Here is a 13,292-nt window from a genome sequence, read left to right as displayed (position 1 = left end):
AAAGGACCAGAGCAATGAACGACATGAGACTGGTGGAGAGAGACGTGGACACTTCGGATATCAAGATCACGGCGCGCGGTGTGCAGGTCTATTATGGCACCGCACATGCCTTGAAGGATGTTGATGTGGATATCCTCGACAAGACCGTGACGGCCTTCATCGGCCCGTCGGGCTGCGGCAAGTCCACCTTCCTGCGCTGCCTGAACCGGATGAACGACACCATCGACAGCTGCCGCGTGGAGGGGCTGATCTCGATGGATAACGAAGACATCTATGACAAGCGCGTGGACCCGGTTCAGTTGCGCGCCAAGGTTGGGATGGTGTTTCAAAAGCCCAACCCGTTCCCGAAGTCGATCTATGACAACGTGGCCTATGGCCCCAAGATCCACGGCCTGACCCGCAGCAAGGCCGAACTGGATGAGGTTGTGGAAACCTCGTTGCGCCGCGCCGCGCTGTGGGACGAGGTGAAAGACCGCCTTGCCTCGCCCGGCACCGGGCTGTCGGGCGGCCAGCAGCAGCGGTTGTGCATCGCGCGGGCGGTGGCCACCAACCCCGAGGTTCTGTTGATGGATGAACCGTGTTCGGCGCTTGACCCGATCGCCACGGCGCAGGTCGAAGAGCTGATCGACGAATTGCGGGCACAGTTTTCGGTGGTGATCGTCACCCATTCGATGCAGCAGGCCGCCCGCGTCAGCCAGCGCACCGCCTTCTTCCATCTGGGTAATCTGGTCGAATACGGCGAAACCGGCCACATCTTCACCAATCCGCGCGATCCGCGCACCGAAAGCTACATCACCGGGCGAATCGGGTAAGGGGGGCGACATGACCAGCGAACACATCCTTTCGGCCTTTGACCGCGATCTGAATGCGGTTCAGGCCCATGTCGTCCGGCTTGGCGGGCTGGTTGAAACGGCCATCCACGACGCCGCCCATGCGCTTGAAACCCGCGATGCCGCGCTGTGCGATCAGGTGCGCGCGCGCGACAGCGCGATTGACGCCCTGGAAGAGCAGATCAACGAAGAGGCCGCGCGGCTGATCGCACTGCGCGCGCCCGCAGCGTCAGACATGCGCACAGTGATGACCGTGGTCAAGATCGCCGCCAGCCTGGAACGGATGGGCGATTACGCCAAGAACATCGCCAAACGCGCCAGGATTCTGGCCGATGTGCCGCCAATCGACGATGCCGGCGGCACCATCCGCCGGATGTCGGATTTCGTGGAACAGATGCTGCGCGATGTGCTGGATGCCTATATCCGCCGCGATGCCGATCTGGCGCTGGAGGTGCGGCACCGCGACGCCGAGGTGGACGAGATCTACAACACCCTGTTTCGCACCCTGCTGACCCATATGGTCGAAGATCCGCACAAGATTACCGCCTGTATGCATCTGCATTTCGTGGCCAAGAACATCGAACGCATGGGCGATCATGTGACGACCATCGCGGAACAGGTTGTTTATCAGGTGCGTGGGGTGATGCCCGATGACGAACGCCCGAAGGGCGATGATACGGCGGTGACGCCGATCGACCAGGCTTTGTAGGGTGAACGCCGTGGACAAGGCCCCGATCATGCTGGTGCACCGTCAACCCGTCGTTCTGGCGATCGAGGACGAATCCGCACAGCGCGAAATCATCCGCTACAACCTTGAGGCGGACGGCTTTCGCGTTGTTACCGCCGAGGATGGCGAAGAGGGGCTGTTGCTGGCCATCGAGGAAACGCCCGACCTGATCTTGCTGGACTGGATGCTGCCCAAGGTATCGGGCATCGAGGTGTGCCGACAACTCAAGGCCCGCCCCGAGACGCGCAACATTCCGGTGATCATGCTTTCGGCCCGGTCCGAAGACCTGGACAAGGTGCGCGGGCTGGAAACCGGGGCCGACGATTACATCGTCAAACCCTATTCGGTGCTGGAACTGATGGCGCGGTTGCGCACCCAGTTGCGCCGGACCCGACCCTCCAGCGTGGGGGAACGGCTGGCCTTTGGCGATATCGTTCTGGACAGCGCCGAACACCGCGTCTATCGCGCCGGGCAGCCGGTTTCGCTGGGTCCCACCGAATTTCGGCTGCTGTCCACGATGATGGAAAAACCCGGCCGGGTCTGGACCCGCGAACAGTTGCTGGATCACGTCTGGGGCCGCGACATCTACATTGAAACCCGCACGATCGACGTGCATGTGGGGCGCCTGCGCAAGGCGCTGATGCAGAACGGCGGCGAAGACCCGATCCGCACTGTGCGCGGCACCGGCTACGCGCTGGGCTAGAAAGCGGTCGGCGCCCTTACACCCGCGGCGGCTGCACCAGCCCGCGCTGCACGGCGGGGCGGGCGAGGAAGCGGTCAAGGTAGGCGGGAACATTGTCAAGATCGGCCCAGCCCACCAGATCGGCCGCTTTGTAGCCCTCGCGCAGGGTCCGAAGCCAGGGGGCAATTGCCATGTCGGCGATGGAATAGTCGCCCGCGATCCAGTCGCGCCCCGCCAGCCCGGTATCCAGCACGCGCAGCAGCCGCGCCACCTCGGCGCGGTAGCGTTCCTTAGGGCGAGGGTCTTCGATCTCTTTGCCCGCGAAGGCATGGAAAAAGCCCAGTTGCCCGAACATCGGCCCAATGCCGCCCATCTGGAACATCAGCCATTGCAGCACCTCATACCGGGTTGCCTGCGGCAGGAAGCGGCCGGTCTTTTCCGCCAGATAGATCAGGATCGCCCCGCTTTCGAACAGCGCCAGCGGCTGCCCCCCAGGCCCCGCAGGGTCGATGATCGCGGGGATCTTGTTGTTAGGGTTCAGCGACAGATACGCGGGCGTCATCTGATCCTGCCGGTCAAACGATACCGGATGCGCGTCATAGGTCAGCCCCATTTCCTCCAGCGCGATCGAAACCTTGACCCCGTTTGGTGTGGGCCAGGAATAGAGCTGGATCGCGCCCGGTGTGCGGGGCGGCCAGCGGCGGGTAATGGGAAAGGCGGACAGGTCGGTCATGGGAAATCTCCGGCGGGTGGCGGCAAAAAGCCAGAAAAAGCTCTCTGAGGGAAGGGGCGAAGCGCTTTATTATTGCCGTGCCCGTGGTAGGATTATCCATTCGATCCGCATCGACGGCGAGGAAAAGGAATAGGGAATGATCCGTGAGTTCAGAGATTTCATCGCCCGCGGCAATGTCGTCGACATGGCGGTGGGCATCATCATCGGTGCCGCCTTCACTGGCATCGTCACCTCGCTGGTGACCGATCTGATCAACCCGATCATCGGGGTCGTTACCGGCGGAATCGACTTTTCCAACCTGTTCATAAATCTCAGCGACACCGATTTTGCCAGCCTTGCGGCCGCACGCACTGCCGGTGCCCCGGTCTTTGCCTATGGCGCCTTCGTGACCGCGGTTATCAATTTCATGATCATTGCCTTTGTGGTGTTCCTGCTGGTCAAGATGGTGAACCGGATCAAGGAAACCGCGATCCGCAAGGAGGCCGAGGCGGCAGCGCCCACAGGGCCGACCGAGATCGAGATTCTGATGGAAATCCGCGACGCGCTGAAACGCTGAAGCGCCGAGGTGCGCAGGGGCCGGGAACGCCGGTCACAGGTTCAACGCCGCATCAGCGCCAAGAACCTGCAGGCCCAGCGCGGCGCCCACCGCCGGATAGGTCAGATGCCCGGCATGAACATTCAGCCCCGCCTTCAGATGCGGGTCTTCGGCGCAGGCCAGTTTCCAACCCTTGTCTGCCAGCGCCAGCAGAAACGGCAGCGTGGCATTGCCCAGCGCCTGGGTTGCGGTGCGCGCCACTGCGCCGGGCATGTTGGCAACGCAATAATGCACGATCCCGTCAACATTATAGATCGGGTCGCTGTGCGTAGTCGGGCGCGAGGTCTCAAAACACCCGCCCTGATCAATGGCCACATCGACGACCACCGCCCCCGGCTGCATCGTGCCCAGTTGCGCGCGCGTCACCAGCCGGGGCGCCGCTGCGCCAGGCACCAGCACCGCGCCAATCACCAGATCGGCCCTCGCCACAAGATCGGCGGTGGCGCCCGCGCTGGCATAGGCGGTGCGGAACTGCCCGCCAAAGGCATCGTCCAGATAGCGCAGCCGGGCCAGCGCGCGGTCCAGCACCACCACATCGGCGCCCATCCCGGCGGCGACACGGGCCGCATGGGTGCCCACCACGCCGCCGCCGATCACCACAACGCGCGCGGGCAAAACCCCCGGCACCCCGCCCATCAGCACGCCGCGCCCGCCATTGGCCTTTTGCAGTGCCCAGGCCCCCACCTGCGGCGCAAGCCGACCGGCCACCTCGGACATTGGCGCCAGCAGCGGCAACCCCCCTGTTCGGTCTGTGACCGTCTCATAGGCGATGGCGGTCACGCCCGAGGCTAGCAGATCATGGGTCTGCGCGGCGTCGGGGGCCAGATGCAGATAGGTGAACAGCACCTGCCCCGCCCGTAGCCGCGCCCGCTCCACCGGCTGCGGTTCCTTGACCTTCACGATCATCTCGGCCGCCGCGAACACCTCGTCAGCGTCGGGCAGGATGCGCGCACCGGCGGCGCTATAATCGGCATCGGCAAAACCCGCGCCCATCCCCGCGCCGGTTTCAACCATCACCTCATGGCCGCGCGCCACCGCCTCGCGCGCTGCATCTGGCGTCAGGCCAACGCGGTATTCCTGCGGCTTGATCTCTTTCGGGCAACCGATCCTCATGGTGTTTCCTCCCTCTCTCCGGCCTTCAGAATGGATCGGAGTCTGCGCAATTGCATCGAAAAGATCGGTGACGATGCGGCCTCGCGCGGCTAATATCTTCGGCAAATTGCCCCCAAAGTCGGAGATCATTGCGCCGCCATGCAGCTTGACGCCACAGACCGCCGCATATTGACCGTGCTGCAAAAGCAGGGCCGCATCTCCAACGCAGAACTGGCTGAACGGGTGAACCTGTCGGCCTCGGCCTGCCACCGCCGCGTGCAGCGGCTGGAGGAGGAGGGTTATATCCGTGACTACGTTGCCCTGCTGGATACCCGCAAGCTGGGCCGGCCAACGACCGTGTTCGTGGAAATCACCCTGTCGGGGCAGGCCGATGAACTGCTGGAGGCGTTCGAGCGCGAGGTGAAAAAGATCCCCGATGTGCTGGAATGCCATCTGATGGCGGGATCTGCCGATTACCTGTTGAAGGTGGTGGCCGAAGACACCGAAGATTTTGCGCGCATCCACCGCGCGCATCTGGCCCGCCTGCCAGGCGTGGCGCAGATGCAAAGCTCGTTCGCGCTGCGCACCGTGTTCAAGACGACGGCGTTGCCTGTCTGAGCCGTCAGTTGCGCCAGAACCGCGGCAGCACCACCACCAGAATAGCCAGCAGTCCCAACCGGCCCAGCAGCATCGCCAGCGACATGATCCAGATGGCGGCGTCGTTGTAATCGACCTTCGTCCCGGTGCGCGTGGCCAACGGCCCCAAGGCAAAACCGATGTTGTTGATCGAGGTCCAGACCCCGAACACCGACGATTCGAAATCCACACCGGTCATCGACAGGGCCACCGTCAGAATTCCGGTAATGAAGATGTAGCCGAAAAAGTAGAATATCAGCGGGTTCAGCGTGTCGTCATCCAGACGCTTGCCATCATAGCGCGCGATCACCAGACGGTTGGGCGAATGCAGCCTGCGCACGGCGGTTGTTATTGCAACGATCAGCACCTGCCAGCGAAACACCGACAGCGCGCCCGAGCTTGACCCGGTGCAGCCGCCGATCATTCCGACAAGGAACGCCACCACCACAGGAAACGATCCCCAGGCCCCGACATTGGACGACCCGAAGCCCGTGCCGGTCATGATCGAGACGAGGTTGAAGGCGGTTTCGCGGAACACCTGTTCAAATCCGGCATCGGTATTGATCAACCGCCACGCGGTTACGGCAGCCACCGCATAGGCACACCAGCGCAGAAAAGCGCGCACCTGACTGTCGCGCCAAAGCGGCGCGGCAACGCCCCGCGCGAGCTGGACATACAGAATGAACAGCGCTCCGGCATATTCCAGCGGCCCCGAGAATGCGGCAAAGCTGGCATCATAGGTGCTGAAGCCTCCGGTTGCGACGGTGCTCATGGCGTGGACCAGCGCGTCAAAGCCCGACATGCCCAGCGCGCGATAGGTCAGCCCGAACAGGACCGTCAGCCCGACATAGACCCAAAGAAGCGCTTTGGAGATGTCGCCCGCGCGCGGCAGGATCTTGCCTAGCGTGTCAAACCCTTCGGTGCGGAAAAACTGCATCCCGCCCACGCGCATGACCGGCAAAAAGATCATTGCGACGAAGACGATGCCAAGCCCGCCCATCCAGTTCAGCATCCCGCGCCACAAAAGCACGCCACGCGGCAATTGCTCGATCCCCAGAAACACGCTCGACCCGGTGGTGGTGATGCCCGAGGCCGCCTCGAAATAGGCATCGGTCAGGCTGGCGCCCGGCGCCCCGTGGATGAAGGGCAGCGCCGCGAACAGCGGCAGCAACAGCCAGATCAGCGCTGTCAGCAGGTAGGCCTGACGCAGCCCCAGAGGCTGCGGCGTGGCCGGGCGCGTCGCCATGGCGATCAGACCGCCGATATAAAAAGCCTCGATCGACGCTTTGAAGAACGCCTGCCAGTTTTCATCGTTGTTGGCAAAATCCAGACCGGCCGGGGCCACCATTGCCAGTCCCAGAACCGCCACCACCAGACCGAGGATGTGCGCGACGGGCGCCAGATCAAGCATGATTGCCAAAGAAATGACTCCGACCGGTGCGGTGTGTCAAGCCTTGCGAAAAATGAAAAACCCCCGCAGGGCGGGGGATTTTCGGATGCGGGGTTCCCCGCCAGCGTAACAGCCGCAAAGGCCGTGCGTCGGGGTCAGAGACCGCCTTCGCGCTGGGCCTTCTTGCGCGCCAGTTTACGGGCACGCCGAACGGCTTCGGCTTGCTCGCGGGCACGCTTCACCGAGGGTTTTTCGAAATGCTGCTTGAGCTTCATTTCACGGAAAACACCCTCGCGCTGAAGTTTTTTCTTCAGAGCACGAAGCGCCTGTTCGACGTTGTTGTCGCGAACGCTGACCTGCATGTGGTTGTCACCACCTTCCTAAGTTTGAGTTGCATCAGTTTGCAGGAAGCGGCCATATAACAGGGCAAGGGCGCTTTGTCTACCGCCCGGTTCAGGGGGAAAGCGCATGAAAAACACCAGTCTCAACGTGACACAGGCGCGAGCCGATTTGCTGGCGGCAATCATCCTGCATGTGCCCTTCGATGGCTGGTCCGACCCGGCCTTTGCCACTGCGGTGGCCGATTGCGCGATGGACCCGGCATTGGCGCGGGTGATCTGCCCGCGCGGCGCGGTCGATCTGGCGGTTGACTATCACCGGGCGGGCGACCGGGCGATGGCGGAGCGGCTGGCCGAAACCGACCTTGCCGCGATGCGCTACCGCGACCGGGTGGCAACCGCCGTGCGTTTTCGGCTGGAGGCGGTGGACCCCGAACTGGTGCGTCGCGGCGCTGCAGTCTTTGCGCTGCCCGCCCATGCGGCAACCGGGGCAAGCCTTGTCTGGGGCACCGCCGATGCGATCTGGCAGGCGCTGGGCGACACGTCGGCGGACTACAATTGGTATACCAAACGCGCCACGCTCGCCGGGGTCTATTCGGCCACCGTGCTTTATTGGCTGGGCGATGTCTCGGCAGGTTACGCCGATACCTGGGCCTTCCTTGACCGGCGGATCGAGGGCATTCTGGGCTTTGCAAAGGTCAAATCCCGTGCACTCAAAATTCCCGGCGTCAGGCGCCTGCTAGATGGGGTCCGCGCCCCCGACGCCACCACCGACATGCCGGGCCGGGTCATGCGATGACCATGCGCGCCGTCGAAATTGCCGCCCCCGGCGGCCCCGAGATGCTGCGTCCCTGCACCCGGCCCGTGCCGGTGCCTGCTGCGGGCGAGATCCTGATCGAGATCCATCATGCCGGCGTCAACCGGCCCGACGCGCTGCAGCGCGCGGGCGCCTACAAGGCCCCGCCGGGCGCCTCGGACCTGCCGGGGCTGGAATGCGCGGGGGTCGTGGCGGCGCTGGGCGCGGGTGTTTCGGGCTGGGCGGTGGGCGATTCGGTCTGTGCGCTGCTGCCCGGCGGCGGCTATGCCGAATATGCCACCTGCCCTGCAGCCCATGCGCTGCCCGTTCCCGCGGGCCTTTCCCTGCGCGAGGCCGCTTGCCTGCCCGAAACCTGCTTCACCGTCTGGTCGAACGTGGTGAGGCGCGGCGGTCTGGCTGCGGGGGAGCGGTTTCTGGTTCATGGTGGATCATCGGGCATCGGCACAACCGCGATCCAGATCGCAACTGCCTTGGGCGCGCGCGTCTTTGCCACCGCTGGCAGCGCAGAAAAATGCGCCGCCTGCGAAGCCCTTGGCGCCACTGCGATCAACTACCGCGAGGCGGATTTTACCGAAGCGTTGCGCGCCGAAGGTGGGGCGCACCTGATCCTCGACATGGTTGGCGGCAGCTATATCGCCCGCAACATCAAGGCGCTGGCCGATGACGGGCGACTGGTGTTCATCGCTTTTCTGGAAAGCCCCAAGGCCGAGATCAACTTTGCCCAGATCATGCTGCGGCGGCTGACGATCACGGGCAGCACGCTGCGCCCGCAATCTGATGCCGCCAAGGCCGCCATTGCAGCAGACCTGCGCGCCCATGTCTGGCCGATGGTCAACGCGGGCAAGCTGCGCCCGCTGATCGATTCGGAATTTCTGCTGGCCGATGCCGCCGCCGCCCATGCGCGGATGGAATCCAGTGCGCATATTGGCAAGATCGTGTTGAAGGTGCGCTGAGGGCGGGTCTACCGCACGGCCTCCATCACAGCGGCCTGCGTGCAATCATGTCCCACATCCGCCCCGCAGGCGCGGGGCGCCAGATCGCGGGTCAGGCAGATGCGCGCCTCATGAATCCGGCCCGCCTTGCAGGTGATGGTGATCGCCTCGGCCACAAGCCCCGGATTGGCGGCCAGAAACGCAGCTTCGACCGATTTCGCAGACAGCTTCAAATCTTTCCGAAGATTCTGGAATTCTCGTGGTAACGCAATTGCCGTATAGGCTTGCCGGGCAGCCGCGAAATAGGCCCCGGCCGACAGGCCCGAACAGCGACCGTGCTTTTTCCACTGATACCACGCCAGCCCGCTTGAGCCCATGATATCGGCCATCGCTACCGTTTCTCGCCGTGACGGATCTTGCGCCTCGGTCCGGCAGAAACTGGGCCAGCCGGTTTCATGCTGCGGCCATAAGCCGTGCAGGGTAAAGCCGTGATCATGGCGCGGGTGGCATTGGTCGGCGCCCTGCGCATCGCCGGTGGTGGCGCACCATCCCGGCGACCATGACAGCGACAATATGTAATAGTCAAACGCGCCCGCCCGCTCGCCCTCGGCCACCACCGGCTTGGCGATGGGTGCCGTGAGCATCAGGGCCAGGGTCAGGGCGGCGGCATATCGGCGCATTTTCTCTTTCCTCCGGGGTCCATCGGGACTATATAACCGGAAATTCCCCCCGAAAACGAGGAATGGCGGCTCAGGCCGCAGCCGTTTCCCGGCGCGGGAGAGATGTGTAAAGGAGCGATCCGATGACCAACAAGCCCCTGATGTCCAAGGCAACCGCCGTGTGGCTGGTGGACAATACAACGCTGACCTTCAAGCAGATCGCCGATTTCTGCGGGATGCATGAACTTGAGGTGCAGGGCATCGCCGATGGCGACGTGGCCACCGGGGTAAAGGGGTTTGATCCGGTCGCTTCCAGCCAGCTTGACCCCAAGGAAATCGAGAGGGGTGAGAAAGACCCCGCCTACAAGCTGCGGCTGAAATTCAACGCTGCTGCCGTGGGCGAGGAAAAGCGCCGCGGCCCGCGTTACACCCCCCTGTCGAAACGCCAGGACCGGCCCGCCGCGATCCTGTGGCTGGTCAAGTTTCACCCCGAACTGGCCGATGCGCAGGTGGCCCGGCTGGTCGGCACCACCAAGCCGACCATCGCCTCGATCCGTGACCGGACGCATTGGAACATCGGCAACATCACCCCGATCGACCCGGTCGCGCTGGGCTTGTGCCGCCAGTCGGAACTGGATGCCGAAGTGCAGAAAGCTGCCAAGAAGAAGGCCGCCGAAGGCGGGTTGATGACCGATGACGAGCGCCGCAAGCTGGTTTCGACCGAAACCTCGCTGGCGATGGGCGCCGAGCCGCGCCTGCCCTCGTCGATGCAGGGTCTAGAGAATTTCACCCTGACCCCGCGTGAAGAGGCCGATGCCAACCCGCGCGACTTTTCCGATGCCGAAAGCTTCTTCAACCTGCCCGATGCGGATGAGGATGAAGACGACGAAGACGACCGCCGCTAAGATGCGGACGACACAAGACCCGGATCGTAAGGTCCGGGTTTTTTTGTCTGTGGTCTTCGGATTGCCGGGCACCGCCCTATCTGTCATGACAGAAGTGGCTGCGAGGGGAACGGATGCACAAGCAGGATTTGCCGGAACGGGCGGATTGGCGCGCAAAAGCCGAAGAGCAGGGGTTCACCTTCGCCGACATGCATGGCGAGCCCTATTGGGAGGAGTCGAGCGCCTACCAATTCTCGTTGGCGCAGGTTGAAAACGACATCGAAGACCCCGTGACCGAGTTGCACGCCATGGTGCGCGAGGCGGTGGCGCAGATCGTGGTGTCCGAAGATCTGATGCGCCGGATGGGCATTCCGCGGCCCTACTGGGATATGGTCGAACGCAGTTGGGCCGAAGGCGAGCCAGAGCTTTATGGCCGGATGGATCTGGTCTATGACGGCAGCGACCCGGCCAAGCTTTTGGAATATAACGGGGATACGCCAACATCGCTGTACGAATCGGCGGCGTTTCAGTGGCAATGGCTGGAAGACCTGATCGCCGCGGGCGTGTTGCAGCCGGGCGATGACCAGTTCAACGGCGTGCACGAGGCGCTGGTCGAGCGGTTTGCCGAGATTTTGGCCCCCGGCACCGAGGTGCATTTTGCCGCCGTCGCCGGAAACCCAGAAGATTACGCCACTGTCGAGGCTCTGGCCTGGGCCGCGCGTGCGGCGGGGCTGGGTGCGCATTACACCGATCTGGACAAGATCGCCCTGTCGACCGAGGGCCAGTTTCTGGATGGCGAAGACCGGGTGATCGGGACGCTGTTCAAACTGTATCCGTGGGAAGACCTGCTGCGTGATGAATTTGCCGCCCATGTCGGCCCCTCGGGCTGCCGGTTCATCGAACCGGCGTGGAAGGCGGTGGTGTCGAACAAGGCGCTGCTGCCGGTGCTGTGGCAGATGTTCGAGGGGCACCCGAACCTGCTGCCCGCCTTCTTTGAGGATGACGTTGCTGCCGCGCTGGCCGGCAGCGGTCATCCGGCTGGCGCTGTGGCCGAGGCATTTGACCGTGCGCGCGACACGCTGGCCCGCGGCCATGTGGTCAAGCCGATCTTCTCGCGCGAGGGCGCTTCCGTCAGCATCATCGAGGGCGGGCGCGTGACCGAAACTGCCTCCGACCGGACCTATGACGACCATCCCCGCATCGTGCAGGCCTATCAGCCGCTGCCGGTGATGGGCGGCTTTCGCCCGGTGATCGGCGCCTGGGTCGTGGGGCAGTCTTGCGTTGGCATGGGGCTGCGCGAGGATCGCGCGCGCATCACCCAGAACCTGTCCCGCTTCAAACCCCATTTCATCCGCGACTGAAGGAGGCACCGATGCGCAAGCGTTCCAGAACCGTGGCACTGGTGATCGTGGGGGCGGCGGCCTTTGGTCTGACCGGCTGCAAGGAAGAGCAGACCGACGCCCGCGCCTTCCCCGATGTGACCAGTTGCAAGGCCGCAGCGGCCCAAGGCAGCCTGTTTTTCACCGAGGCCGATTGCGATTCTGCCTTTGCCGAGGCGCAGGCCGCGCATCTGGAAACCGCGCCGCGCTATGAAAGCAAGGAATTGTGCGAGGCCGAACATGGCGAGGGCAATTGCGGCGGTGATCCGGCGGCCTCGACCGGGGGCGGGATGGGGTCGATCTTTCTGCCGTTGTTTGCGGGCTACATGCTGGGCAGCATGTTGGGCGGCAACCGCGGCGTGATGAGCCAGCCGCTCAGCCGCACCGCCGATGGCCGCTTTGCAACGCCGGGGGGCACAACGCTGGCCACCAACAATGGTGCGGGCAAGATGGGGGCCAATGCCTTTGCCAAGGCGCCGGCCACCGTCGGCAAGCCCCCGATGACCAAGGCGCAGGTGGCGCAACGCGGCGGCTTTGGCGCTGCGGCCACGGGCCGGTCGCCGGGGGCGACAGCGGGCGGCTGAGGCTTGGGCCTAGGCCGAAACGCCCAGCAATGCCTGCGCCGCACTGTCGGACAGGATCTTGCGGCTTGCCTCGTGGCCCAGACGACTGAGAATTGACACGGCCATCGGGCTGGCCACGTCCAGCCAGACCTCTTCAGCCTCGGGTGCCGACAGCGGCGCGTCCACCCGCAGATAGCCCGCGCCCAGACGGTCTGCCGTCAGTTGCGTGGCCATCTGGCTTTGCGAGGCGAGCACCGTCTTCCAGATGCGTTGCCCCTGAACCCAGCCCAGAATGCCCATGTTGCCGCTGGCGGGTTCGGGCAGGTTCACCCCGGCGCTGGCGGTGCCGATGCTCAGCATCCGCATCCGTTCCGGCGCCACGCCCAGTCGGCACTCGGCCTCATGCAGGGCGATCAGGTCGGGCACGTTCGAAAAGATTGCGCCATCTGCATGCAGCGCGCCGTCGATCCGCACAGCGGGCAGCATCATCGGCGCCGCCGCCGCGGCCATCGCCAGATCGACCAGCCGCAGGTCGGGGTGGCTGTGTGCGCCGATCAGCACCGGCGCACCATCGCGCACCCGCACCGTGGGCACGATCACCGGCACCGGCAGGTCCGACAGCCTGGTTTCCGCCCCCGTCAACCGTTCGATCACATGGCGCAGATGCAGCCCGTCATATTTTGCCGCCCGCAGGTAACGCAGCGCGTCACGCGCGACCGATACCCGCCCGCGCGGCGCGGGCCGGGACGAAAAGATGCGCGGGCCGTCCTGGGTATAGATGCCCACCACCTCGGCCATCGGCACCCCCGCCGCGATCGCCAGCGCCATCACCCCCCCGACTGAAGTGCCCGCGATCAGATCGAACCGCTCGCGCAGGGGCGCGCCCAGCGCCTGTTCCAGATCGCGCAGCACGATGGCCGAAAACAGCCCCTGAAACCCGCCCCCCGACAGTGACAGGATGCGGAACGGGGAAAGCGGGGAGGGCTGCACATTCATGATAAAAATCTATTTCCCCGAAATCAACTTGCAAGAGGC

Annotated in this window: 16 protein-coding genes; 10 read left to right on the top strand and 6 right to left on the bottom strand. The window is 64.2% G+C overall.

Annotated elements, in window-relative coordinates; genetic code table 11:
* The first annotated feature begins 14 nt into the window (after positions 1 to 14).
* Genes pstB through phoB form a run of 3 tightly spaced genes read left to right on the top strand, consistent with a single transcriptional unit; the run spans position 15 to position 2,260 of the window.
* Positions 15 to 812: a phosphate ABC transporter ATP-binding protein PstB gene (gene pstB / locus C5F46_RS13120; protein WP_107325795.1), complete on the top strand. Its 798-nt coding sequence runs from the start codon at positions 15 to 17 to the stop codon at positions 810 to 812.
* A 10-nt stretch (positions 813 to 822) separates the two neighbouring features.
* Positions 823 to 1,539, top strand: coding sequence for a phosphate signaling complex protein PhoU (gene phoU / locus C5F46_RS13115; protein ID WP_107325794.1), 717 nt, complete (start codon positions 823 to 825; stop codon positions 1,537 to 1,539).
* 28 nt (positions 1,540 to 1,567) lie between these two features.
* Positions 1,568 to 2,260: a phosphate regulon transcriptional regulator PhoB gene (gene phoB / locus C5F46_RS13110; protein ID WP_407947339.1), complete on the top strand. Its 693-nt coding sequence runs from the start codon at positions 1,568 to 1,570 to the stop codon at positions 2,258 to 2,260.
* Between the two features lie 16 nt (positions 2,261 to 2,276).
* Here phoB and C5F46_RS13105 read toward each other — a convergent pair whose 3' ends face one another.
* Positions 2,277 to 2,972 (bottom strand): glutathione S-transferase N-terminal domain-containing protein, encoded by a 696-nt coding sequence (locus C5F46_RS13105; protein WP_107325793.1) that lies wholly within the window; start codon positions 2,970 to 2,972, stop codon positions 2,277 to 2,279.
* A 136-nt stretch (positions 2,973 to 3,108) separates the two neighbouring features.
* Between C5F46_RS13105 and mscL the strand changes: the two genes are divergently transcribed.
* A complete protein-coding gene (mscL, locus tag C5F46_RS13100) occupies positions 3,109 to 3,528 on the top strand; it encodes a large conductance mechanosensitive channel protein MscL (RefSeq protein WP_168796842.1) in 420 nt (139 codons plus the stop codon).
* Positions 3,529 to 3,561: 33 nt separating this feature from the next.
* On the opposite strand, the gene ald is transcribed toward mscL, so the two are convergent.
* Positions 3,562 to 4,680: an alanine dehydrogenase gene (ald, locus tag C5F46_RS13095; RefSeq protein WP_107325792.1), complete on the bottom strand. Its 1,119-nt coding sequence runs from the start codon at positions 4,678 to 4,680 to the stop codon at positions 3,562 to 3,564.
* A gap of 138 nt (positions 4,681 to 4,818) precedes the next feature.
* On the opposite strand from ald, the gene C5F46_RS13090 reads away from it, so the two are divergent.
* Entirely contained in the window at positions 4,819 to 5,277 is a 459-nt protein-coding gene (locus C5F46_RS13090) for an Lrp/AsnC family transcriptional regulator (RefSeq protein WP_107325791.1), read from the top strand.
* Positions 5,278 to 5,281: 4 nt separating this feature from the next.
* Here the strand turns inward: C5F46_RS13090 and C5F46_RS13085 are convergent, their stop codons facing one another.
* Together C5F46_RS13085 and rpsU are read right to left on the bottom strand one after the other, a co-directional pair.
* Positions 5,282 to 6,706, bottom strand: a complete 1,425-nt coding sequence (locus C5F46_RS13085; protein ID WP_107325790.1) for a TrkH family potassium uptake protein — start codon at positions 6,704 to 6,706, stop codon at positions 5,282 to 5,284.
* 134 nt (positions 6,707 to 6,840) lie between these two features.
* Positions 6,841 to 7,047: a 30S ribosomal protein S21 gene (gene rpsU / locus C5F46_RS13080; protein ID WP_107325789.1), complete on the bottom strand. Its 207-nt coding sequence runs from the start codon at positions 7,045 to 7,047 to the stop codon at positions 6,841 to 6,843.
* A 106-nt stretch (positions 7,048 to 7,153) separates the two neighbouring features.
* Here rpsU and C5F46_RS13075 point away from each other — a divergent pair, with 106 nt between their 5' ends.
* The gene (locus tag C5F46_RS13075; RefSeq protein ID WP_107325788.1) at positions 7,154 to 7,822 is read left to right on the top strand and encodes a COQ9 family protein; all 669 of its coding nucleotides are present in this window, start codon (positions 7,154 to 7,156) and stop codon (positions 7,820 to 7,822) included.
* Positions 7,819 to 8,793, top strand: coding sequence for an NAD(P)H-quinone oxidoreductase (locus C5F46_RS13070; protein WP_107325787.1), 975 nt, complete (start codon positions 7,819 to 7,821; stop codon positions 8,791 to 8,793). Before C5F46_RS13075 ends, C5F46_RS13070 begins: the two co-directional genes overlap by 4 nt.
* A gap of 8 nt (positions 8,794 to 8,801) precedes the next feature.
* Here C5F46_RS13070 and C5F46_RS13065 read toward each other — a convergent pair whose 3' ends face one another.
* The gene (locus C5F46_RS13065; protein WP_107325786.1) at positions 8,802 to 9,452 is read right to left on the bottom strand and encodes a ribonuclease T2 family protein; all 651 of its coding nucleotides are present in this window, start codon (positions 9,450 to 9,452) and stop codon (positions 8,802 to 8,804) included.
* 122 nt (positions 9,453 to 9,574) lie between these two features.
* On the opposite strand from C5F46_RS13065, the gene C5F46_RS13060 reads away from it, so the two are divergent.
* The 3 genes from C5F46_RS13060 to C5F46_RS13050 all read left to right on the top strand — a co-directional run bounded on the left by C5F46_RS13060 (position 9,575) and on the right by C5F46_RS13050 (position 12,278).
* Entirely contained in the window at positions 9,575 to 10,336 is a 762-nt protein-coding gene (locus C5F46_RS13060; protein WP_107325785.1) for a DUF1013 domain-containing protein, read from the top strand.
* A 113-nt stretch (positions 10,337 to 10,449) separates the two neighbouring features.
* Entirely contained in the window at positions 10,450 to 11,676 is a 1,227-nt protein-coding gene (locus C5F46_RS13055) for a glutathionylspermidine synthase family protein (RefSeq protein ID WP_107325784.1), read from the top strand.
* Positions 11,677 to 11,687: 11 nt separating this feature from the next.
* Positions 11,688 to 12,278 carry a DUF1190 domain-containing protein gene (locus tag C5F46_RS13050; RefSeq protein WP_107325783.1) on the top strand — a complete coding sequence of 197 codons (591 nt, stop codon included), beginning with the start codon at positions 11,688 to 11,690 and terminating at the stop codon, positions 12,276 to 12,278.
* 9 nt (positions 12,279 to 12,287) lie between these two features.
* On the opposite strand, the gene C5F46_RS13045 is transcribed toward C5F46_RS13050, so the two are convergent.
* Positions 12,288 to 13,253, bottom strand: coding sequence for a CBASS cGAMP-activated phospholipase (locus tag C5F46_RS13045; protein ID WP_107325782.1), 966 nt, complete (start codon positions 13,251 to 13,253; stop codon positions 12,288 to 12,290).
* Between the last annotated feature and the right edge of the window lie 39 nt (positions 13,254 to 13,292).

It is taken from the genome of Phaeovulum veldkampii DSM 11550 (assembly GCF_003034995.1).
GTDB classification, from domain to species: Bacteria; Pseudomonadota; Alphaproteobacteria; order Rhodobacterales; family Rhodobacteraceae; genus Phaeovulum; species Phaeovulum veldkampii.
This window is presented reverse-complemented; position numbering and strand designations above follow the sequence as displayed.